The sequence below is a fragment of the Chenggangzhangella methanolivorans genome, from assembly GCF_042648545.1.
Classification (GTDB): domain Bacteria; phylum Pseudomonadota; class Alphaproteobacteria; order Rhizobiales; family Methylopilaceae; genus Methylopila; species Methylopila methanolivorans.
The window spans coordinates 518,022-536,429 of record NZ_JBHRXS010000006.1; the positions used below are offsets into that span (position 1 = coordinate 518,022).

An 18,408-nucleotide genomic window follows, 5' to 3' on the forward strand; every position below is an offset into this window, starting at 1 on the left:
GAGGCCGTTACTGCCGGGGCTTGTCGTCCCGCTCGAGGAGTTTGTCGATCCCCTGTCTGTCCGCAGGGTTAGCGTCCGGCGCCTCGTCGGGCGCCGGAGGAGAGTCCGGGCCGCCTGGGGCCGCGGGGCCAGCGGCCTCGCCGGCGCCGTCGCGCCGCTTAAGCTTCTGCAAGATGGTGCTTTCGGGGTCTTCCGGCAACATGGCGAGAAGCTTGTCCCCGGCATCCTGCAGAATGACCTTGGACTGGGCGGTCCGGAACCACTCGGGCTGGCCCTTTTCGGGCACCAGCCAGGTGAAGAACAGGAAGGCCACGACCACCAGCAGCAGCCCGCGCGCGGCCCCGAAGCCGAAGCCGAGGATGCGGTCGACCGGGCCGACGCGGCTGTCGAGGATCACGTCGGAGATCTTCATGGTGATGAACGAGACCACCAGGAGCACGACGATGAAGATCGAGCCGGCGGCGATCACGTCGACGAGCTGCGGCGGATTGAACTTGATGTGCTCGCGCGCGATCGTGCGGGCGGGCTCGAAGAAATAGAAGGTGGCGGCCGCCGCCGCGACCCAGGACGCGATCGACAGCACTTCCCGCGTGAAGCCGCGCACCATGGCGAGCAGCGCCGAGATGGCCATCACGGCGAGCAGGATGACGTCGAGAAGCGTGATGGTCATTGACGCGCCGGAACCCTGGCTCGTGATCGTCGGGCCGCGCCTCGAGGCGGCGCCCCCCTCGGGCGCGGTCTCTATAACCCGCGTGACAACCTTCGTCACGCGCCTTGTCGCGGATCGCTCCCTGCGCGCGCCGCAAGGCGGGCCACCAGCGCGTCCAGAGTCGCGACCGGCAAAGCGACGAGGCCGGCGTCCTTGGCCGCCTCCTCGGCCGGAGCAGGGAGCGCCGCGCGCTTGAAGCCGAGGCGCGCCGCCTCTCTGAGCCGCGGCCCGGGATGCGCGACGGCCCGCACCGCGCCCGTGAGGCCGATCTCGCCGAAGAACACGGCGTCGACAGGCAGCGGCGCGTTGAGGAGCGAGGAGACGAGGGCGGCCGCCACCGCAAGGTCCGCGGCCGGCTCCTGCACGCGCAGGCCGCCTGCGACGGCGAGATGGACGTCGTGGCTGCCAAGGCGCACCCCGCAGCGCGCCTCGAGAACGGCGAGCACCATCGCGAGGCGCGAGCCTTCCCAGCCGACCACCGCGCGCCGGGGCGTGCCGAGGGTGGAGGGCACCACCAGCGCCTGGATCTCGACGAGGATCGGGCGGGAGCCTTCGAGGCCCGCGAGCACCGATGTGCCCGGCGCGTCGGGCTCGCGGTCGCCGAGGAAGAGCGCCGAGGGGTTGCGCACCTCTTCGAGCCCGAGGCCCGTCATGGCGAACACGCCGATCTCGTCGGTCGGCCCGAAGCGGTTCTTCTGGGCGCGCAGGATGCGGAAGTCGCGGCCCGAATCGCCTTCGAAGGACAGCACCGCGTCGACCATGTGCTCCACGACGCGGGGGCCGGCGATCTGCCCGTCCTTGGTCACATGCCCGACGAGGATGACGCAGGCGCCCGTGGTCTTGGCGTAGCGGATCAGCGCCTGCGCCGAGGCGCGGACCTGGGTGACGGTTCCGGGGGCGGACTCGACCTGATTGGTCCAGAGCGTCTGGATCGAGTCGATCACGAGGAGCTTCGGCGGCGCTCCGTCCTTGAGCGTCGTGAGAATGTCCTCGACCGACGTCTCGGCCGCGAGCGCGACCGGGGCGTCGGCGAGGCCGAGGCGCTGGGCGCGCAACCGCACCTGCGCGGACGCCTCCTCACCAGAGACGTAGACGACGCGGTGTCCAGCGCGGGCGAGCGCCGCGCTCGCCTGCACGAGCAGCGTCGACTTGCCGATGCCGGGCTCGCCGCCGAGCAGCAGCACCGAGCCGAACACGAAGCCGCCGCCGGTGACGCGGTCGAGTTCGTCGATGCCTGAGCGGATGCGCGGCGCCTCGTCGGCCTCGCCTTCAAAAGTCTCGAGCGCGACCACGCGCCCGCGCCCCAGCGCCCGCGCCGCGGAGCCGGGCAGGGGGGCGGAGGCCGCCTCCTCGACGATCGCGTTCCAGGCCCCGCAGGCCTCGCACTTGCCCTGCCAGCGCGACGAGATCGCGCCGCAGGCCTGACAGACGAAGCTGGACTTGCCGCGGGCCATCAGACGTAAGTCCGCTCGTAGCGCCGCCCGAGGCTCGTCAGGATCTCGTAGCCGATCGTGCCGCAGGCGCGGCCGAGGTCGTCGACGCCGACATGGTCGCCGAGAATTTCCGCCCAGTCGCCGCGCTGGGCATGCGGCGTGTCGGTGACGTCGATCGCGATGAGGTCCATGGAGATGCGGCCGACATAGGGGCAGGGCGTCTCGCCGACGAACGCAGCCGCGCCCGGAACGCCGTCCGCGCCGCCGCCTGCCCGAAGGATCCCGTCGGCGTAGCCGAGCGACAAGACGGCGACGCGCGAGGGACGGCGCATGCGCTCCACGCCGCCATAGCCCACCGTTTCGCCCGCCGCGACGTCGCGCACCTGTATGATGCGGGCTTCGAGCCGCACGACAGGCTTGAGCGGGGAGGCGAAACCCGCGATCGGGTTCGCGCCATAGAGCGAGACCCCGGGACGGCGGAGGTCGAAGGCGAGGTCGCCTTCGCTTGTCTCCGGCCGCAGGGTTCCGGCGGAGTTGGCGAGACTTGCGGGCGTTTCCGGAGCCAGAGCGCGAAGCTCGGCGAACAGTTTCCGCTGCCGCGCGGTCTCAGGCCGTTCCGGCTCGTCCGCGCAGGCGAGGTGGCTCATCAGGAGCGCGGGCGCGAAACCCGGGCCGCCGGCCGCCCGCATCGCGCGGAACTCGTCGGGGCTGAGGCCGAGCCGGTTCATGCCGGTGTCGACATGGATCGCGGCGGAAGGATCGGCGTCGGTCGAGGCGACGAAGGCCGCCCATTCTCCGATCTCCTCCCGCGATCCGAGCACTGGACGCGCGCCCGCCGCGGCATAAGCCGCCGCGGCGCCCGGCGGCAGGCCGTTGAGGACGTACACCGCGGATCCGGGGGCCGCGGCGCGCGCGGTGACGGCCTCGGAAAGCTGGGCGACGAAGAAGGTCCCGGCGCCCGCGTCGGCGAGCGCCGGCGCGGCGCGCCGCAAGCCGATCCCATATGCGTCGGCCTTCACCACGGCGGCGCATTCGCTCTGCGGAGAGATCGAGCGCAGCGTCCGCCAGTTGTCCGCCAGCGCCCCGAGATCGATCGTCAGCCGGCCGCCCGGAAAATCGGTCGTCAATGCATCTCCGGCAGGTTGCTCGACTGGGCGAGATTGCCGAAGCGGGTGTACTGCGCCTCGAAGGAGAGCTCCACCGTTCCGGTCGGCCCGTGGCGCTGTTTGCCGACGATCACCTCGGCCTTGCCCGAGACGTTCTCCATCTCGGTCATCCACTGGTCGAACTCGGGCGTGCCCTCGCGGGGCTTCTTGTTCTTCACGTAGTACTCCTCGCGGAACACGAAGATCACCACGTCGGCGTCCTGCTCGATCGAGCCCGATTCGCGCAGGTCCGAGAGCTGCGGGCGCTTGTCCTCACGGCTTTCCACCTGACGCGAGAGCTGGGAGAGCGCGATGATCGGCACCGCGAGCTCCTTGGCCAGCGCCTTCATGCCGGTGGTGATCTCGGTCATCTCCTGGACGCGGTTGTCGCCCTTCTTGGACGAGCCGGAGAGCAGCTGGAGATAGTCCACAACGAGAAGGTCGAGGCCCTTGGATCGCTTGAGCCGTCTTGCGCGGGCGGCGAGCTGGGCGATCGAGATGCCGCCGGTCTCGTCGATGAAGAGCGGCGAGCGCTGCATCTCGACGACCGCCTCGGTCAGCTTGAAGAACTCAGCCTCGGTGATCGAGCCGCGGCGGATCGACGAGGACGAGATCTCCGCCTGCTCGGCCAGAATACGGGTGGCGAGCTGTTCGGCCGACATTTCGAGCGAGAAGAAGCCCACGACCCCGCCGTTCACCGTCTTGGTGCGCCCGTCCGGCTGCACCTCGCCGCGATAGGCCTTGGCGATGTTGTACGCGATGTTGGTGGCGAGCGAGGTCTTGCCCATGCCGGGACGTCCGGCGAGCACGATCAGGTCCGAGGACTGCAGCCCGCCCATCAGGCGGTCGAGATCGTCGAGCCCGGTGGAGATGCCCGAGAGGCCGCCGTCGCGCTTGTAGGCGGCGGCCGCCATGTCCACCGCGTTTTTCAGCGCGGTGGAGAAGTTCTGGAACCCGCCGCCATAGGCGCCGGTCTCGGCGAGCGCGAACAGCTTGCGTTCGGCGTCCTCGATCTGGTCGCGGGGCGTGGCGTCGACCGGCGCGTCATAGGCGACGTTCACGACGTCCTCGCCGATGCCGATCAGCGACCGGCGGAGCGCCAGATCATAGATCGTGCGGCCATAGTCCTCGGCGTTGAGCACCGTCGTGGCTTCGGCCGCAAGGCGCGCGAGATATTGCGGCACGGTCATGCCGCCGAGGTCGAGGTCGGTCGGCAGGAAGGTCTTGATCGTGACCGGCGTCGCGGCCTTGCCGGCGCGCACCAGCGAGGCGGCGATTTCGAAGATCCGCCCGTGCAGCCCTTCGTAGAAATGCTCGGGCGTCAGGAAGTCCGAGACGCGCCAGAAGGCGTCGTTGTTGACCAGCACCGCGCCGAGCAGCGCCTGTTCGGCCTCGACGTTGTGAGGCGCCTGCCGGTACTGGGCGTCCGGTTCGGGCAGACGGCGGAGGGATTCGACAAGGGCCATGGGACGGGACTTCGCGGCGTCGGGGTTAGCGAGACGTTAACACGGACGGCTTGGCGTCAGTTGGGCGGACCAGCGCGGGGAGGGGTTGGTCCCGATTCCCACAGGCGACTCGGCGAGAACTTTTTTGGCGGCGGAATCGCTTGACCGCGAAGCCGCAGGAACCTCCGCCACCGCGTCCCGGCTTTTGAAACCCGAACCCATGACCGTGACGCTTCGGTGAATGGAGCTCCCAGGGCTGCGGCGTCTGACCGACGTAGCGTCCACGGCGCCCGGCTCAAGTCCGGGAGACGCCTGCGGCGGTTTGAGCGCGCGCCCTACTTCCCGGCGAGATGCGGCTCGATCAGCGCCGAAAACTGCTCGATCGTCATCATGCCGGAGGCCTTGCGGCCGTTGACGAAGAAGGTCGGCGTGCCGGTTACGCCTGCGATCGTCCCGCGGCGCGCGACGGCGTTGATCCCGTCCAGCATCTTCTGGTCGCCGAGACACGCGTCGACCGCCTCCCGGCCCATGCCGACCTGCTTCATGACGCCTCGAAGGCCCTCGAGCGGGTCGGGCGCATGCGCCCACGCGTCGTCGGCGCGGTAGAGCAGGTCGACGATCTGGCTCCACCGCTTCTCGCCCGCGCAGCGCGCGAGCATGAAACCGCCGGTGTCGAGCGCATTCAGCGGAAATTCGCGGAACACGAACTGGATCCGTCCGGTGTCGACATATTTGGCCTTCACCTGCGGCCAGGTCTGAATGTGAAAATCGCGGCAGCGGTGGCAGGTGAGCGAGGCGTATTCGACGACCGTGACGGGCGCGCTCGCCGAGCCGAAGACGTTCTCGGGCAAGGGCCCGCTTTCTGCGAGCGCCTTTTCGGCCGCGGTCTTGTCCGCCTGCGCAAAGGCGCGGGTCCCCGGCAAGGATGCGAGCGTGGCGGCGCCTGCGACGGCGAGGACGCGACGGCGTTCGATCAGACCCATGGGGAGCGCCTCCGAAGGGGGCGATCTCGGCCCCCGGGGCGCGCAGCTAAATCGCGAGAGGTTCGCGGCCTCAACAGCGCGCTGGGTCAACAGGCGGTGATGACGCGCCTGCGAAACGAAACGGCCGCCCCGGGAGGGGGCGGCCGCTGAAGCGAGATCGGATCGGCGAAGGGCCTCAGCCCTCCTGCTCCTCGGTCTCTTCGAAGGCCTCCGGCTGGTCGTCGCGGTCGCGACGGCGGCCGCGGCGGTCGTCGTCCTCGTCGTCCTCGGAGAAGGTCTCGAAGGCCGGGCCTTCCTCGCGCTGGGTGAGATCCTCGCCTTGCGCCTGGCGCTCGGCCTCGGCCTCGGAGCGCGCGACGTTGACGGTGATCGAGACCTCGACCTCCGGGTGGAGCTGGATCGGCAGCACGTGCAGGCCGATGGTCTTGATCGGCGTGTGCAGCACGACCTGGTTGCGGTTGATGCTCGCGCCGTCCTTGGTCAGCGCCTCGGCGACGTCGCGGGGCGACACCGAGCCGTAGAGCTGGCCGGTCTCGCCGGCCTGGCGGACGAGCACGAGGACCTTGCCCTCGATGGTCTCGCCGACGCGCTCGGCCTCGGTCTTGAGCTCGAGGTTGCGGGCCTCGAGCTGGGCGCGCTGGCCCTCGAACTTCTTGCGGTTCGCCTCATTGGCGCGAAGCGCCTTCTGCTTCGGCAGCAGGAAGTTGCGGGCGTAGCCGTCCTTGACGCGGACTTCGTCGCCCATCTGGCCGAGCTTGGCGATGCGTTCGAGCAGGATCACTTGCATGGGTCAGTCTCCGTTCGTTTGGGTTTTGATCAGGGCAGGTTGGCGACGGCCGTGGGCGGGCCGCCGGGGGGAGGGCCGAAGCGCCTCCGGATTCCGAGGAACTGTTCGGCGAGGCCGAGGCCCGCGAGGAAGATCGCGATCCAGGGCATGAACACGAGCAGAGCGTAGAGGGCGAACAGCAGCAGCCCGCGGGCGGGAAGCGCGCGGGTGGTCACGTGCATCACGGCGAGGCCGAGCAGCATGAAGGCCATGAGGAACGTCGCGCTGACGAGCTCGGCCACGAGGCTCGGAAGGCCCGGCAGGAACGATCCCGCGAAGCCGCCGAGCAGCGCGAGGCTCGCGCCGCGCGGGAGTTCGAAGCGCGCGATGTCCGGCCACGGCCGCACGAGTTTGCCGGAGGCGCGCACGATGCGCCCGGCGAGCCAGAGATTGAACAGCGACGAGAGCGTCCAGAAGGTGGCGGCGAGGCCAGGAGCGAGCAGCGCCATGAAGTCGATCAGCGCCTTCGGATCCTGTCCGCCGGGAAGCTGCGGCGTGGGGCCTGCGGCCTGAAGCGCCTTCGAGAACACGTCGCGCAGCGCCGCCCGATACTCCTCGAGGGAGGTCGCGACGAGCGGAATGGTGGCGGCGACGAGGAGCGCGCCGATCGCCGCGCACCAGGCGACGAGACGGCCGACCGGATACCATTCGGCCGGGGCGCCGTCGGCTCCGTCGCGCGCGAGCAGCGCGAGATAGGCCAGCCACCAGGCCGGGAACCCGACCGCGATCGCGAAATAGACGCCGGTCTTCGGACCGACCAGCAGCGTCAGGGCGAGCGCGCCGAAGGTCGCGCCGACGATGCCGGCGTGATGGCGCCAGCCGATGCCGGCGAGCAGGACCGGGAGGGGCGCGACGTAGAGCAGGACGAGCGCGAGCGGCGACCCGGAGGCGGCGGCCGCATAGAGCAGCGCCGAAACCGCGCCGGCGCCAAGGCCGATAGGGAAAACGCCAGCTTGCATCGTCCGTCCTGCTGTCCCGAGGCCGATTGTTCGGCCGCGGTTAGGGCGGGTGATCCGCCCAGCGACGCCGGCCGAGGCCGGCGAAAGGGAACCAGTTTCGGCGCGTGCGCCAGAAACAACGTCGTCATCCCAGGCTGGTCCACGGGATGCGTGCACTTCTGAAAACGATCCCGGAGCGGCCTTTCGGCCGTCCGGGACGACGCCTTCGTCCGGCGGCCCTCAGGCCGCGGAACTCACTTGATCACGTAAGGAAGCAGGCCGAGGAAGCGGGCGCGCTTGATGGCCTTAGCCAGCTCGCGCTGCTTCTTGGCGGAGACCGCCGTGATGCGCGACGGCACGATCTTGCCGCGCTCGGAGATGTAGCGCTGCAGGAGACGCACGTCCTTGAAGTCGATCTTCGGGGCGTTGGCGCCGGAGAACGGGCAGGTCTTGCGACGGCGGAAGAACGGGCGGCGCTGGCCGCCGGAAGCTGCGGCAGCCATCAGTTGGCCTCCTCGTCACGACGGGGACGGTCTTCGCGGTCGCGGCGCGGGCCGCGATCGCCGCGGTCGCCGCCGCCGAAGCCGCGGCCGCCGCCGCGCGGACGGTCGTCGCGATCGTCGCGGTCACGGCGCTGAAGCATCGCGGACGGACCGTCCTCGAGCTCCTCGACCTTGATGGTCATGAAGCGGAGGACGTCCTCGGAGATGCCCATCTGGCGCTCCATCTCGGCGAGGGCCGGGGCCGGCGCGTCGATGTTGAGGAGCGTGTAATGCGCCTTGCGGTTCTTGTTGATGCGGTAGGCGAGCGGCTTGACGCCCCAGTGCTCGATCTTCGCGACCGAACCGCCCTGGCTTTCCAGGAGGGTCTTGTACTGGGCGGTCATGTCCTCGACCTGCTGCGACGTCACGTCCTGGCGCGCCAGGAAGACGTGTTCGTAGAGCGGCATGAGATATGGCCTTCTATCGGTTCCAAACGTGCCGTTCGGCGCGAAGCCCTCCGAGCCCGCGAAGGCCCGAACGAATTCTCGAAGGCGGAGACACGGGAGGCCGGAGTCTCGGGAGCAAGCTTCCGAAAATCCTGATCGGGCGAGCCCGATCCCTCCGTTCAGCCCCCAGCCGAACGACGGCGAAGGCGCGGCCTATAGAGGAACAGGGGCGCACGCGCAAGGGACGTGCGGCGGGAAAGGCGAGTGTTGCCAAAATGCTGCGCTGCAGGACGGCGGCGCCGCGGTCACGAAATGGCCACGTGATCACCATTCGACGCCACATTCCGGGTCGATACCGTCATCCGCTAGTTAGGTACGCATAAAAGGTTGCATCGCATGTATCGTTACGTTTCGGCGGCCGCCCTCGCGGTCGTGACCCTCTCCGCGGTTCCCGCTCTGGCCGCCGACCTCCCGGCTTACGAGCCGGCTCCGGCGGTCGCCGCTCCGGTGCCGTCCTTCACCTGGACCGGCCCCTATCTCGGCGTTCAGGCCGGCTACATCTGGGGCGACAGCAACGTCGGCCGGATCAAGCCGGAAGGCTTCACCATCGGCGGCTACCTCGGCTACAACTACCAGATGGACGGCTCGCCGGTCGTGGTCGGCATCGAGACCGACTTCAACTGGTCCGACGCTGACGACAAGGCCGGCCGCGTGAAGTTCGACCAGCGCTGGAACGGCGCGACCCGCGCTCGCGTCGGCTACGCCTTCGACCGCTTCCTCGTCTACGGCGCGGGCGGCGTGGCCTACGCCGACACCCGCGTTCGCGTCGGCGGCGCCAAGGACAGCAAGACCAACTTCGGCTGGACCGTCGGCGCCGGCGCCGAATACGCGGTCACCGACAACGTCTCGACCCGCGCCGAATATCGCTACACCGACTACGGCAGCGACAAGTACAACTTCGGCAAGGCGAGCCAGGACGAGCATCGCGTGATGGTCGGCGTCGCCTACAAGTTCGGCTGGTAAGCTCTCGGCTTCCACGTCGTTTCGGGCCTCCGCGGGCGACCGCGGGGGCCCTTTTCGTTCAGTCGGGCTTAAGCGGGGCGGCGGTTTACTGCCGGACCATGAGCGAGGCCCTGAACATTCGGCCGGAACGGCGAGGGGAGCTCGACGCGCTGCGGGGCGTCGCGGCGGTCTGCGTCGTCGCCTATCACGCGCTCGCGCTTCATCCGCCGTCCCGCGAAGCGATGTGGGCGCTGTTCTGCTCGCCGCTCTATCCGCTCGCGACCGGGCGGCCGGCCGTCATCCTGTTCTTCGTGTTGAGCGGCTTCGTGCTCCACGGAGCGCTTTCGGCGGAACGCCGGGCGACGGGGCGCGTCGACATAGGCGCCTTCGCGCTCAAGCGATTCTGCCGGATCTGGCCGCCTTTCGCGGCGGCCGGCCTGCTGGCGGCCGCGGTCGCGGCCGCGGCGTCTGTCTTCGCCACGCTTCCGGCCCAACTCCTGCCCGCGCCGATGCGCGGCTGGCCCGAGGACGGATACGGCCTTGCGGCGCTCGCCCGGCACCTGACGCTCGACGGGATCGAGCGCCACCTCGCGCTCAACTCGGTGTCGTGGTCGCTGGTATACGAACTGCGGGTGGCGCTTCTGCTTCCCGTTCTGTCGATTCTCATCGTGCGGGCCCGCGGGGCGACGCTCGCCGTCGGCGTGGGCCTGGCGATCCTCGCCGACGTCGCCCTGTCGGCGTCAGCCCAGGAGAGCCTGGCGGAGCGCAACTACCAGGCGTTCGGCGACATCGGACTGAGCCTGCTCGGCACGGTCTACTGCCTGCCGATGTTTTTGCTGGGCGCCGCGACGTCCGAATCTCTCAGGCGGTCGGAGCTCGGGATCGAACGGCTCGGGCCTCGAGGCGCGCTTTGCGTTTTCGCGCTCGCCTGGGGCCTGATGTGGTTTCCGAACGACGCGCTGGTCGCGGTCGGCGCGGCGACGCTCGTGGCGCTCGCCGCCCGCGCGGTCCCCGCGCGTTCGGCGCTCAACCGCGCCGCTCCGCTGTTTTTCGGACGCATCTCCTACAGCCTCTATCTTGTCCATCTGCCGTGGCTTTACGGGGCCGTGCTGATTCTGGGCGGCGTCATCGGAGTGGGGCCTGCGATCGTGTTTGGGCTCGCGAGCCTTCCGCCGGTCGCTCTTCTCTTCCGGATCTGCGTCGAGCTGCCCTCGCAGCAGATCGGCCGCGGGCTTGGGCGGAGGCTGTCGGAGCGCCGCCGAGCCAGCAGTCCGGAGCCGGTCTGACCGGGTCCGCCAACCGCGGCCAGCGACGGAATCGCGACCGAGGCGCTTGGCGGATTTGACCCACGACCAAGGATACGTTGCCCCGACCATAGCGTGTCCATACCATCTCGAGTTGTGGCGTTCGGCTCCGGGAGCGGCTCTGCTGGGGTGGTTTCGAGGTCTGATCGCTGCGGCGCTGATCGGCGTCGCTGCGGCGGGGCAGGTCCGCGCCGAGGAGGTATGCCCGTCGGTGACGCAGGCGCGCTCGCTTGGCGTGATCGTGCCCGCTTATTTCTACCCGACGACTGATTACGGCGCGGAGTCGTGGACGCGGCTCGAGGGATACGCCCGGCGCAGCGCGGCCGCCGGGATCGATTTCGTGACGATCGTGAATCCGTCGAACGGCAGCTTCCGCGCCGCGGATCCGAACTATGTCGCCGTCGTCGATCGCATGGACGCGGCCGGCGCGACGCTGGTCGGCTATCTGTCGCGTCTCGATCCTGCCGGGATCGAGCGGCCGGTCGCCGACGTCCTCGACGACATAGCGGCGTGGAAGCGGTTTTATCCCAAGATCCGCGGCTTCTTTTTCGACCAGGTGCCGAACGACGACGCGGGCGAGAAGAAGGCGTATTACGATCAGCTCCTCGCCCGGGCGCGCGAGACCTTCGGCGAGGACGCGCTGCTGATCGGCAATCCCGGCCGCGCTCCGCACAAGCGCTACCGCGACCTGTTCGACGTTCTCGTGGTCTTCGAAGACGTCGGCGCGAACTTCAGCGACGTCGTCTTGCCCAAGGCGCTGCGCAAGCAGAAGGCGAAGCGGTTCGCCTGTCTCGTTCACACGAGCGGGTCGCTCGCGGCCCCCAGCGACCGGACGCGGCTCTGCCGAGTCGCGCGCGAGATTCGATTTCAGAAACCGACGGGGCAAAACGGCGGCTGGTGGTTCGTGACGACCGACGATCTTGTCGCGACCGATCCGAGCGGTTTCGCGACGCCTTACGACACGCTCGGCGAAAGCTTCGACCGGTTCTTCGACGTCACCTGTTGGGTCAACAGGCTCGCGCGTTGCGAGTGAAGCGACCGGAACGAGGCGGCGTTCAGGCGTCGTCCTGAAGGCTCTCCTCGGCGGCCGCGGTCTCGATCTCGTCGAACACCTCGCCCGCCGCCGTCAGCGCCCGAACGGCCGCCGGGAAGCCGCCATAGATCGCCATCTGCATCAGAATCTCGACGATCTCGTCACGGCTCAGGCCGACGTTCAGTCCGCCCCGGATGTGCCATTTGAGCTGCTGCTCCGCGTTTCCGAGCGCCGCGAGCGCGGCGATGGTCGCGATCTGGCGCGCGCGGAGATCGAGGCCCGGGCGCGAATAGACGTCGCCGAAGGCGTAGTCGACGAGATGGTCGGCGAAGTCCGGCGCCACCTTGGCGAGCCGGGCGGCCACCTCCCGGCCGAGCGGCCCGTGGATCTGGTCGAGCGTCTCGTTTCCCCGAGCGCGGCGGTCGTCGGATTGGGGCATCTCGTCGTCTCCTGGGTTCGGGCGGTTATATAGGCGCAGGACTTGCAGGAGCGGATCGAGCCCGCGCCGTCCGGCAACCATCACGGCGGCGGCGCGTTTCTTGAAGCAAGCGCCGCCCAGCCGGGTCGTCGCCGACAAAGGCCCGCCATGCCCATGAAGCCGCTTCCGTCGCCGCCCTCGGGTCTCGCGCGATGAAGATCCGCATAGGCTTCGAGATCGTCCAGACGTTTCCCCATCCGACGCCGATGCTCGCGATGCTGAACGTGCATCCGAGCCGGGATCGGGACCTGCTGACGCCAGACACCATCACATGCGAGCCCTACGTGCCGATCTCGGTCTATTCCGACGATTTCGGCAATCTCTGCAGCAGAATGACCGCCCCGGCGGGAGATTTCCTGCTCACCGCAGACGCGATCGTCGCCGACAGCGGAGAGCCGGACGTCGCGACGCCAGGGGCGATCCAGCACGCCATCGAGGACCTGCCCGACGACGTGCTGATCTTCCTGCTCGGAAGCCGCTATTGCGAGACCGACCGGCTGGTGGACGACGCCTGGAAGTTGTTCGGCGAGGGGCCGCTGGGCTGGGGGCGGGTCCAGGCCATCGTGGACTTCGTCCACGGCAGAATCGCGTTCGGCTACGAGCACGCCCGCGCCACCAAATCGGCCTTCGAGGCGTATCAGGAGCGGCAGGGCGTCTGCCGGGATTTCGCGCATCTCGCCATAACCTTGTGCCGCTGCATGAACATTCCTGCCCGCTACGCCACCGGCTATCTGGGCGACATCGGCGTCCCCGTGGACCCGGCGCCGATGGATTTCTCCGCCTGGATGGAGGTTTATCTCGGCGGGCGCTGGCACACTTTCGACGCGCGTCACAACCACCCGCGAATCGGGCGCATCGTCATGGGCCGCGGCCGCGACGCCTCGGACGTCGCGCTCACCAACGCCTTCGGCCCGAACCAGCTGAAAAGCTTCAAGGTGTGGTGCGACGAGGTGGTCGACTAAACCTCCTTGGGGGGCGGATCGGCGGGAGGCCGGCGGGCGCTGGCCGGGGCGCGGCGCTTGACATCGCCCGCGCTCGCCTGCTTTGCAGCCCCCGCCCGGATCGCCGGGCCAACAAAACCACGACAAGCGGCCTCCGCGCCGCGTCGAGGGAGGCGTAACGCCGTGACCATCGCGCTCATCTTTCCGGGACAGGGCAGCCAGCAGGTCGGCATGGGCCGGGCGCTGTCCGACAATTTCGCGGTCGCCCGCGCCGTCTTCGAGGAGGTGGACGCCGCGCTCGGCGAGAGCCTCTCGACCACCATCTTCGAGGGGCCGGACGACAGGCTCGTCCTGACCGCCAACGCCCAGCCGGCGCTGATGGCGGTGAGCCTCGCCGCGCTGCGGGTGCTGCAGGCGGAGGCGGGGCTCGAGGTCGGCCGCCACGCGGCCTTCGTCGCCGGCCATTCGCTCGGCGAGTATTCGGCGCTGGCGGCGGCGGGCTCGCTCACCATCGGCGACGCCGCCAAGCTTCTCAGGACGCGCGGCGACGCCATGCAGAAGGCCGTGCCGGTCGGCGAGGGCGCCATGGCGGCGCTGCTCGGGCTCGACCTCGAGGCGGCGCGCCAGGTGGCGGACGAGGCGGCGGAGGGCGAGGTGGTCGCCGCCGCCAACGACAACGCTCCGGGCCAGGTCGTGGTCTCCGGCGCCAAGGCCGCGGTCGAGCGCGCGATCGCGATCGCCAAGGGCAAGGGCGCCAAGCGCGCCATGCTCCTGCCGGTCTCCGCGCCGTTCCACTGCGCCATGATGCAGCCCGCCGCCGACGTGATGCGCGAGGCGCTCGCGGGCGTGAAGATCGCCGCGCCGAAGGCTCCGCTGGTCGCCAACGTGACCGCCGGCCCGCTGACCGACCCCGAGGCGATCCGCGCCCGGCTCGTCGAGCAGGTGACCGGCGCGGTGCGCTGGCGCGAATCGGTGGTCTTCATGGCCGGGGCCGGCGTGACCCGCTTCGTCGAGATCGGCGCCGGCAAGGTTCTGGCCGGCCTCGTGAAGCGCATCGCGCCGGAGGCTTCGGCCGAATCCGTCGGCACGCCCGACGACGTCGCGCGCCTCAAGGGCGAAGCCGCGTTCGACGCGGCCTGACGCAAGCTCTCCAAGGGAAGGCGAGACAGATGTTCGACCTCACGGGGCGCTACGCCCTCGTCACCGGCGCGACCGGCGGCATCGGCGGCGCGATCGCCCGGGCGCTTCATGCGCAGGGCGCGACCGTGGCGATCTCCGGCACGCGCGCCGAAGCGCTCGAGTCGCTCGCCGGCGATCTGGGCGAACGCGTCCACGTCACGCCGGCCAACCTCAAGGACGCCGCCGCCGTCGACGCGCTCCCCGGCGCGGCGGAGGCGGCGATGGGCGGGCTCGACATCCTCGTCCACAACGCCGGAATCACGCGCGACAACATCTTCGTCCGGATGAAGGACGAGGAGTGGGCGGACGTCCTCGAGGTCAATCTCGCGGCCGGCTTCCGGCTCTACCGGGCCGCCCTGCGCGGCATGATGAAGCGCCGCTATGGACGCCTCATCGGCGTGACCTCGGTGGTCGGCGTCACCGGCAATCCGGGGCAGGGCAACTATGCGGCCTCGAAAGCCGGGCTCATCGGCATGTCGAAATCGCTCGCCTATGAAGTCGCCAGCCGCAACGTCACCGTGAACTGCATCGCGCCGGGCTTCATCGAGAGCCCGATGACGGACGAGCTGAACGAGAAGCAGCGCGAACTTTCGCTCAGCCGAATCCCGTCCGCGCGTTTCGGCCAAGGCGCGGACATCGCCGCGGCGGCTGTCTATCTCGCAAGCGGCGAAAGCTCTTACGTCACGGGGCAGACGCTTCACGTGAACGGCGGAATGGCTATGATCTGAGGACTTGTCCGCGCCTGCGCTCTTCGTCTGGCGCAGGCGTTTTTTACATGTTACGAACCCGCCGTCTCGAAGGAGCGGCGGTCCTCGGCAAGGTCGCCGTCCAAAGGGTCGCGGCGGCTTCGTCGAAAAACGTTTGCCCGGGACGCCGTCCGCCTCCAAATAGCCCGCTCGGAGGAATCGCGGATCCCGGACGTCTCGTCGGCCGGACCGGTTTGACGGGGCGATCTTCCGAACACCTTAGGATCAGGGAAAGACAACGATGAGCGACATTGCCGAACGGGTGAAGAAGATCGTGGTCGAGCACCTCGGCGTCGACGCCGAGAAGGTCACCGAAAACGCGAGCTTCATCGACGATCTCGGCGCCGACAGCCTCGACACCGTCGAGCTCGTGATGGCGTTCGAGGAAGAGTTCGGCTGCGAGATCCCGGACGACGCCGCCGAGACCATTCTGACGGTCGGCGACGCCACCAAGTTTCTCGAGAAGAACGCCGCCCAGGCCTGAGGGCCTGTCGCTGGCATAACTACGCATGGCGCTGATGGACTTGATGATGTCAGGGACGACTTCATGAGGCGGGTCGTCGTCACCGGCCTCGGAATCGTCTGTCCGCTCGGCTCCGGCGTGGAGACCGTCTGGAGTCGGCTCGTGGCCGGCGAAAGCGGGCTCCGGAACATTGACCTGTTCCCGGTCGACGACCTGCCCGCGCGAGTCGCGGGCCTGGTCCCGCGCGGCGACGGATCGAACGGAACGTTCAATCCCGACGCCGTCATGGAGCCGAAGGAGCAGCGCAAGGTCGATGATTTCATCACCTATGCGGTGGCGGCGGCCGACGAGGCCCTCGCCGATTCCGGCTGGAAGCCCCAGACCGACGAGGAGCGCTGGGCGACCGGCGTTCTGATCGGCTCGGGCATCGGCGGGCTCAAGGGCATCGAGGACGCGGCGATCGTGCTCGCGGAGAAGGGCCCGCGACGCATCTCGCCGTTCTTCATCCCCGGCCGCCTCATCAATCTGGCTTCCGGCCATGTGTCGATCCGGCACGGGCTCAAAGGTCCCAACCACGCCGTCGTCACCGCCTGCTCGACCGGCGCCCACGCCATCGGCGACGCGGCGCGGCTCATCGCGCTCGGCGACGCCGACGTGATGGTGGCCGGCGGCACCGAAAGCCCGATCAGCCGCCTCGGCGTCGCGGGCTTCGTGGCCTGCCGGGCCCTCTCCACGAACTTCAACGACGAGCCCACCCGGGCCTCGCGCCCTTACGACAAGCAGCGCGACGGCTTCGTGATGGGCGAGGGCGCGGGCGTGGTGGTGCTCGAGGAATACGATCACGCAGTGGCGCGCGGCGCGAAGATCTACGGCGAGGTCGTCGGCTACGGCCTGTCGGGCGACGCCTATCACATCACCGCCCCGTCCATGGACGGCGACGGGGCGTTCCGCTGCATGCAGATGGCGTTGAAGCGCGCCGGGCTACAGCCGAGCGAGATCGACTACATCAACGCCCATGGCACCTCGACGCCGCTCGGCGACGAGATCGAGCTCGGAGCCGTGACGCGCCTCGTCGGCAACGCGGCGGCCAAGATCACGATGTCGTCGACCAAGTCCGCGATCGGGCATCTGCTCGGCGCCGCCGGCGCGGTCGAGACGATCTTCTCGCTGCTCGCGATGCGCGACAACGTCGCTCCGCCGACGCTGAACCTCGAGGACCCGTCGGTCGAGACCGCTCTCGACCTCGTGCCGCTCAAGGCCAAGCAGATGCAGATCGACGTCGCGCTGTCGAACTCCTTCGGCTTCGGCGGCACCAACGCGTCGCTCGTCTTCAAGCGGCACGCAGCCTGACGGCGTCGTGAACGCGAGGTCCGGCGCCGCTGCGCTCCGGACCGTGAACCGACGCGCCTTTCGCCACATTCGCGGTTAGAGTGCGCGGACCTTCGCGCAGGCGCCGGCTTCGGCGCTTGCCGACGATTCTCAAGGGAGCGCCCAGCGGTTGACGACGGAGCCGAACCAGCAGGCTGTCGAAGCTGAAGGCTCTTCGGCGAACGCGCCGCACGAGGCCGCGCTTCAGGAAAAGCCTGCGGGCCGCCCGCGCAAGCGCCGCCGCGACAGCGCCCTCGTCGGCTACATGAGCGGGCTGTTCACGCTCGCCACGCTCGGCGTTCTGGCGATCGGCGGCGTCGTCTACTGGGGCAAGGCCTCGTTCGACGAGCGCGGGCCGCTCGCCCAGGACGCCACCGTCATGATCAACCGGAACCAGGGCGTCGGCGAGATCGCCGACAGTCTCGAGCGCGCCGGCGTGATCTCGGACGCCAACGTCTTCAAGGCGGGCGTCGCGGCCTATGGCGCCAAGGACAGGATGCGCTTCGGCGAATACGCCTTCCCGCCGGGCGCCAGCATGCGCGAGGTGATGGAGATCATCGTCTCGGGCAAGTCGATCGAGCACGCCTTCACGGCGCCCGAGGGCCTCACCAGCCTGCAGATCGTCCAGCGTCTGCGCGACCAGCCGCTGCTCACCGGCGACGTCAAGGAAGTCCCGCCGGAGGGCTCGCTGCTCCCCGAGACCTACAAGTTCACCCGCGGCGCCTCCCGCGAGCAGATGGTCGCGCGCATGCGCCAGCATCGCGAGGCCGTGGTCGAGGAGATCTGGAAGGGCCGCGATCCGGCGACGAAGCTCAAGAGCCCGGACGAGCTCGTGATCATGGCGTCGCTGATCGAGAAGGAGACCGGCGTTCCCGAAGAGCGGCCGCAGGTCGCCGCCGTGTTCGCGAACCGCCTCGCCAAGGGCATGCGCCTCCAGTCCGATCCGACGATCGTCTACGGGCTCGTCGGCGGGCGAGGCACGCTCGGCCGCTCGCTGACGCGCGCCGACATCCAGTCCAAGACCCCGTACAACACCTATGTGGTGCGCGGCCTGCCCGCGGGGCCGATCGCCAATCCCGGCCGCGACTCGCTCGAAGCCGCGGCGCGGCCGGCCAAGACCAGCGACCTCTATTTCGTCGCCGACGGCTCCGGCGGCCACGCCTTCGGCAAGACGCTCGCCGAGCACAACCGAAACGTCGCGAACTGGCGCAAGATCGAGAAGCAGAGGGGCGTGCCCGCAGACCGCCTCGATCCCGACGAGCAGACGCCGGAGGCCTCCAACGACGAGGCCGACGCCTCCGGGACGGGCGCCGCGGGCTCGGCGGCGGCCGCGACCTCGACGCCGGCCGCGCAGCGTCCCAAGCCCGCCGATCCGCGCCGTCAGCAGCGGTGAGCGCTGACGCGGCGGCCGCGAAGGTGTAGGGACGCGGTCAGCGTCGATATCGAGACATGCGGGCGACGGCGGGGGCCGCCGGGCGCCTGGTCGG

Annotated in this window: 19 protein-coding genes; 9 read left to right on the plus strand and 10 right to left on the minus strand. The window is 69.4% G+C overall.

Annotation, left to right across the window (positions count from 1 at the left end; genetic code table 11):
• Positions 1 to 7: 7 nt before the first annotated feature.
• From ACFOWB_RS13800 to rpsF, 9 genes are all read right to left on the minus strand, one after another.
• Entirely contained in the window at positions 8 to 670 is a 663-nt protein-coding gene (locus tag ACFOWB_RS13800; RefSeq protein WP_378147860.1) for a CvpA family protein, read from the minus strand.
• Between the two features lie 95 nt (positions 671 to 765).
• Positions 766 to 2,163: a DNA repair protein RadA gene (radA, locus tag ACFOWB_RS13805; protein ID WP_261402780.1), complete on the minus strand. Its 1,398-nt coding sequence runs from the start codon at positions 2,161 to 2,163 to the stop codon at positions 766 to 768.
• On the minus strand, positions 2,163 to 3,269 hold the full coding sequence (gene alr / locus ACFOWB_RS13810; RefSeq protein WP_261402781.1) for an alanine racemase: 1,107 nt from the start codon (positions 3,267 to 3,269) through the stop codon (positions 2,163 to 2,165). Before alr ends, radA begins: the two co-directional genes overlap by 1 nt.
• Positions 3,266 to 4,753 (minus strand): replicative DNA helicase, encoded by a 1,488-nt coding sequence (locus tag ACFOWB_RS13815; RefSeq protein ID WP_261402782.1) that lies wholly within the window; start codon positions 4,751 to 4,753, stop codon positions 3,266 to 3,268. Before ACFOWB_RS13815 ends, alr begins: the two co-directional genes overlap by 4 nt.
• Before the next feature lie 314 nt (positions 4,754 to 5,067).
• Positions 5,068 to 5,715, minus strand: a complete 648-nt coding sequence (locus ACFOWB_RS13820; RefSeq protein WP_378147863.1) for a DsbA family protein — start codon at positions 5,713 to 5,715, stop codon at positions 5,068 to 5,070.
• Between the two features lie 175 nt (positions 5,716 to 5,890).
• Positions 5,891 to 6,502, minus strand: coding sequence for a 50S ribosomal protein L9 (gene rplI / locus ACFOWB_RS13825; protein WP_261402785.1), 612 nt, complete (start codon positions 6,500 to 6,502; stop codon positions 5,891 to 5,893).
• A gap of 29 nt (positions 6,503 to 6,531) precedes the next feature.
• Complete coding sequence (locus ACFOWB_RS13830) at positions 6,532 to 7,500, minus strand: YybS family protein (protein ID WP_261402786.1); 969 nt, start codon at positions 7,498 to 7,500, stop codon at positions 6,532 to 6,534.
• Positions 7,501 to 7,733: 233 nt separating this feature from the next.
• Positions 7,734 to 7,982: a 30S ribosomal protein S18 gene (rpsR, locus tag ACFOWB_RS13835; protein WP_261402787.1), complete on the minus strand. Its 249-nt coding sequence runs from the start codon at positions 7,980 to 7,982 to the stop codon at positions 7,734 to 7,736.
• Positions 7,982 to 8,428, minus strand: a complete 447-nt coding sequence (gene rpsF, locus ACFOWB_RS13840) for a 30S ribosomal protein S6 (RefSeq protein ID WP_261402788.1) — start codon at positions 8,426 to 8,428, stop codon at positions 7,982 to 7,984. The genes rpsR and rpsF overlap by 1 nt, the downstream gene beginning before the upstream one ends.
• Positions 8,429 to 8,803: 375 nt before the next feature.
• Here rpsF and ACFOWB_RS13845 point away from each other — a divergent pair, with 375 nt between their 5' ends.
• The 3 genes from ACFOWB_RS13845 to ACFOWB_RS13855 all read left to right on the plus strand — a co-directional run bounded on the left by ACFOWB_RS13845 (position 8,804) and on the right by ACFOWB_RS13855 (position 11,746).
• The gene (locus ACFOWB_RS13845; RefSeq protein WP_261402789.1) at positions 8,804 to 9,430 is read left to right on the plus strand and encodes an outer membrane protein; all 627 of its coding nucleotides are present in this window, start codon (positions 8,804 to 8,806) and stop codon (positions 9,428 to 9,430) included.
• A gap of 98 nt (positions 9,431 to 9,528) precedes the next feature.
• Complete coding sequence (locus ACFOWB_RS13850; protein ID WP_378147867.1) at positions 9,529 to 10,695, plus strand: acyltransferase family protein; 1,167 nt, start codon at positions 9,529 to 9,531, stop codon at positions 10,693 to 10,695.
• A gap of 229 nt (positions 10,696 to 10,924) precedes the next feature.
• Complete coding sequence (locus ACFOWB_RS13855) at positions 10,925 to 11,746, plus strand: spherulation-specific family 4 protein (protein ID WP_378147869.1); 822 nt, start codon at positions 10,925 to 10,927, stop codon at positions 11,744 to 11,746.
• 22 nt (positions 11,747 to 11,768) lie between these two features.
• Here the strand turns inward: ACFOWB_RS13855 and ACFOWB_RS13860 are convergent, their stop codons facing one another.
• On the minus strand, positions 11,769 to 12,185 hold the full coding sequence (locus ACFOWB_RS13860; protein ID WP_261402793.1) for a carboxymuconolactone decarboxylase family protein: 417 nt from the start codon (positions 12,183 to 12,185) through the stop codon (positions 11,769 to 11,771).
• Positions 12,186 to 12,376: 191 nt separating this feature from the next.
• Between ACFOWB_RS13860 and ACFOWB_RS13865 the strand changes: the two genes are divergently transcribed.
• The 6 genes from ACFOWB_RS13865 to mltG all read left to right on the plus strand — a co-directional run bounded on the left by ACFOWB_RS13865 (position 12,377) and on the right by mltG (position 18,314).
• Positions 12,377 to 13,186 (plus strand): transglutaminase-like domain-containing protein, encoded by an 810-nt coding sequence (locus tag ACFOWB_RS13865; protein WP_261402794.1) that lies wholly within the window; start codon positions 12,377 to 12,379, stop codon positions 13,184 to 13,186.
• A gap of 162 nt (positions 13,187 to 13,348) precedes the next feature.
• Positions 13,349 to 14,305, plus strand: a complete 957-nt coding sequence (gene fabD / locus ACFOWB_RS13870; protein WP_261402795.1) for an ACP S-malonyltransferase — start codon at positions 13,349 to 13,351, stop codon at positions 14,303 to 14,305.
• A 29-nt stretch (positions 14,306 to 14,334) separates the two neighbouring features.
• Entirely contained in the window at positions 14,335 to 15,072 is a 738-nt protein-coding gene (gene fabG, locus ACFOWB_RS13875) for a 3-oxoacyl-[acyl-carrier-protein] reductase (RefSeq protein WP_378147872.1), read from the plus strand.
• A 259-nt stretch (positions 15,073 to 15,331) separates the two neighbouring features.
• Entirely contained in the window at positions 15,332 to 15,574 is a 243-nt protein-coding gene (locus ACFOWB_RS13880) for an acyl carrier protein (RefSeq protein ID WP_261402796.1), read from the plus strand.
• 63 nt (positions 15,575 to 15,637) lie between these two features.
• Entirely contained in the window at positions 15,638 to 16,903 is a 1,266-nt protein-coding gene (fabF, locus tag ACFOWB_RS13885) for a beta-ketoacyl-ACP synthase II (RefSeq protein WP_378147875.1), read from the plus strand.
• A 148-nt stretch (positions 16,904 to 17,051) separates the two neighbouring features.
• Positions 17,052 to 18,314 (plus strand): endolytic transglycosylase MltG, encoded by a 1,263-nt coding sequence (gene mltG, locus ACFOWB_RS13890; RefSeq protein WP_261402797.1) that lies wholly within the window; start codon positions 17,052 to 17,054, stop codon positions 18,312 to 18,314.
• The last annotated feature ends 94 nt before the right edge of the window (positions 18,315 to 18,408 follow it).

What these genes read in the sequence shown, in the direction of transcription:
- ACFOWB_RS13800 (WP_378147860.1), bottom strand. Translation starts at nt 670, where the DNA reads ATGACCATCACGCTTCTCGACGTCATCCTGCTCGCCGTGATGGCCATC.
- radA (WP_261402780.1), bottom strand. Translation starts at nt 2,163, where the DNA reads ATGGCCCGCGGCAAGTCCAGCTTCGTCTGTCAGGCCTGCGGCGCGATC.
- ACFOWB_RS13815 (WP_261402782.1), bottom strand. Translation starts at nt 4,753, where the DNA reads ATGGCCCTTGTCGAATCCCTCCGCCGTCTGCCCGAACCGGACGCCCAG.
- ACFOWB_RS13820 (WP_378147863.1), bottom strand. Translation starts at nt 5,715, where the DNA reads ATGGGTCTGATCGAACGCCGTCGCGTCCTCGCCGTCGCAGGCGCCGCC.
- rplI (WP_261402785.1), bottom strand. Translation starts at nt 6,502, where the DNA reads ATGCAAGTGATCCTGCTCGAACGCATCGCCAAGCTCGGCCAGATGGGC.
- ACFOWB_RS13830 (WP_261402786.1), bottom strand. Translation starts at nt 7,500, where the DNA reads ATGCAAGCTGGCGTTTTCCCTATCGGCCTTGGCGCCGGCGCGGTTTCG.
- rpsR (WP_261402787.1), bottom strand. Translation starts at nt 7,982, where the DNA reads ATGGCTGCCGCAGCTTCCGGCGGCCAGCGCCGCCCGTTCTTCCGCCGT.
- rpsF (WP_261402788.1), bottom strand. Translation starts at nt 8,428, where the DNA reads ATGCCGCTCTACGAACACGTCTTCCTGGCGCGCCAGGACGTGACGTCG.
- ACFOWB_RS13845 (WP_261402789.1), top strand. Translation starts at nt 8,804, where the DNA reads ATGTATCGTTACGTTTCGGCGGCCGCCCTCGCGGTCGTGACCCTCTCC.
- ACFOWB_RS13850 (WP_378147867.1), top strand. Translation starts at nt 9,529, where the DNA reads ATGAGCGAGGCCCTGAACATTCGGCCGGAACGGCGAGGGGAGCTCGAC.
- ACFOWB_RS13860 (WP_261402793.1), bottom strand. Translation starts at nt 12,185, where the DNA reads ATGCCCCAATCCGACGACCGCCGCGCTCGGGGAAACGAGACGCTCGAC.
- ACFOWB_RS13865 (WP_261402794.1), top strand. Translation starts at nt 12,377, where the DNA reads ATGAAGATCCGCATAGGCTTCGAGATCGTCCAGACGTTTCCCCATCCG.
- fabG (WP_378147872.1), top strand. Translation starts at nt 14,335, where the DNA reads ATGTTCGACCTCACGGGGCGCTACGCCCTCGTCACCGGCGCGACCGGC.
- ACFOWB_RS13880 (WP_261402796.1), top strand. Translation starts at nt 15,332, where the DNA reads ATGAGCGACATTGCCGAACGGGTGAAGAAGATCGTGGTCGAGCACCTC.
- fabF (WP_378147875.1), top strand. Translation starts at nt 15,638, where the DNA reads ATGAGGCGGGTCGTCGTCACCGGCCTCGGAATCGTCTGTCCGCTCGGC.